The 1,628-nt window shown below is 29.7% G+C and carries 2 protein-coding genes; both read left to right on the top strand.

Features of this window, described 5'->3' with window-relative positions:
• The first annotated feature begins 53 nt into the window (after positions 1-53).
• On the top strand, positions 54-1,052 hold the full coding sequence (gene gap / locus BST80_RS05120) for a type I glyceraldehyde-3-phosphate dehydrogenase (RefSeq protein WP_415746261.1): 999 nt from the start codon (positions 54-56) through the stop codon (positions 1,050-1,052).
• 186 nt (positions 1,053-1,238) lie between these two features.
• Entirely contained in the window at positions 1,239-1,610 is a 372-nt protein-coding gene (locus BST80_RS05115; RefSeq protein ID WP_415746260.1) for a hypothetical protein, read from the top strand.
• Positions 1,611-1,628 lie beyond the last annotated feature (18 nt).

Genomic DNA, 1,628 nt, shown 5'->3' with positions numbered 1-1,628 from the left:
ANNNTTATTGCAGACTAAGAAGGTATTAAATATATGTAGAGGAGAAAAAGTAGATGACAAAAATTGCAATTAACGGGTTTGGACGTATTGGCCGTTTAGCTTTTAGAAGATTATTTGACGAAAAAAATGTTGAAATTGTCGCAATTAACGATTTAACTGCGGCAAAAACTTTAGCAACATTATTAGAACTTGATTCAGCCCAAGGAGGATGAAAAAGAGAAAAAATTTCTTCAGAAGAAGGCGTTATTATTGTTGATGGGAAAAAAATAAATGTTTATGCCAAAAAAGATCCTGCTGAGTTACCATGAGGTAAATTAGGCATTGATGTTGTTGTTGAATCAACAGGATTCTTTGCTGATCGTGCTGGTGCTTCAAAGCACCTTACAGCCGGAGCAAAAAAAGTTTTAATCTCAGCTCCAGCGAAAGGAACCGATGTTAAAACAATTGTTTATAATGTAAACCATAAGGAAATTAAAAAAGAAGATACTATTATTTCAGGGGCAAGTTGTACAACCAACTGTTTAGCACCAATGGCAAAAGTATTAGACGAAGAATTTGGAATTGAAAAAGGATATATGACAACTGTTCATGCGGTAACAAATGATCAAAGATTGTTGGACTTAGCACATGATGATTTAAGAAGAGCACGTGCTGCTTTTTCAAATATTGTTCCAACTAAAACGGGAGCAGCAGCAGCAGTTGCATTAGTATTACCACAATTGGAAGGTCGATTTGATGGAATGGCTTTACGTGTTCCAACTATTACTGGTTCAATTGTTGACTTAGCAGTTGAATTGAAAAAAACAACAACAGTTGAAGAAATTAATAATGCAATGAAAGCAGCAGCTTCAGAAACTTTTGGTTATAATACACAACCAATTGTTTCATCAGATATTATTGGTGAAACACACGGATCAATTTTTGATGCAACATTAACAAAAATTATTGAACGTGATGGTAAACAATTAATTAAAGTATATGCATGATATGATAATGAAATGTCATATGTATCACAAATGGTACGTACATTATTATACTTTGCGACAGTCTAAAAATATACAAAACACTAAAAAATATTTTAGTGTTTTTTTATTTTTCTAAAAAAAGATATTTCTTATGCTATGATATTTATATAAGAATTACTCTTATAAAAATAATCTAACAAACTATAGTTAATATCCGTTTGTTTATTTACTATTGATAATGGAGACAATTAAAGCAATTAAGGAGAGCAAAAAATGAAAAATCCTATTTTAGAAAATCATTTTAGTAATATTCGTGATCAACTAAAATTAGTTTTATTAAATACAGAAAAAATTCATGACTCAACAAACCCAATCCAATTATTATATGATAATGTTCTTTTAATTCGGAACAATGGACGCGTTATTACCGATGAGGATTTTACATATCGTTTAGAATTAGCCTTGGCAGATACTTATAAAACACTGTCATTACGAATTGATTCATTATTACAAAATGCTAAAACATTAGCTTTTAGTTATTTTAAAGAAAAATTAGATATTAAAAAATGACGCGATGATTTATATGCTGATGCTGTTGAAATATTAGACTTCTTGCATAACCTAGTTATTTTAAAATTCCTATAAAATATATTTAAAATAGAA

The organism is Spiroplasma sp. Moj (assembly GCF_016082285.1).
GTDB lineage: Bacteria > Bacillota_I > Bacilli_A > Mycoplasmatales > Mycoplasmataceae > Spiroplasma > Spiroplasma phoeniceum.
This window is presented reverse-complemented; position numbering and strand designations above follow the sequence as displayed.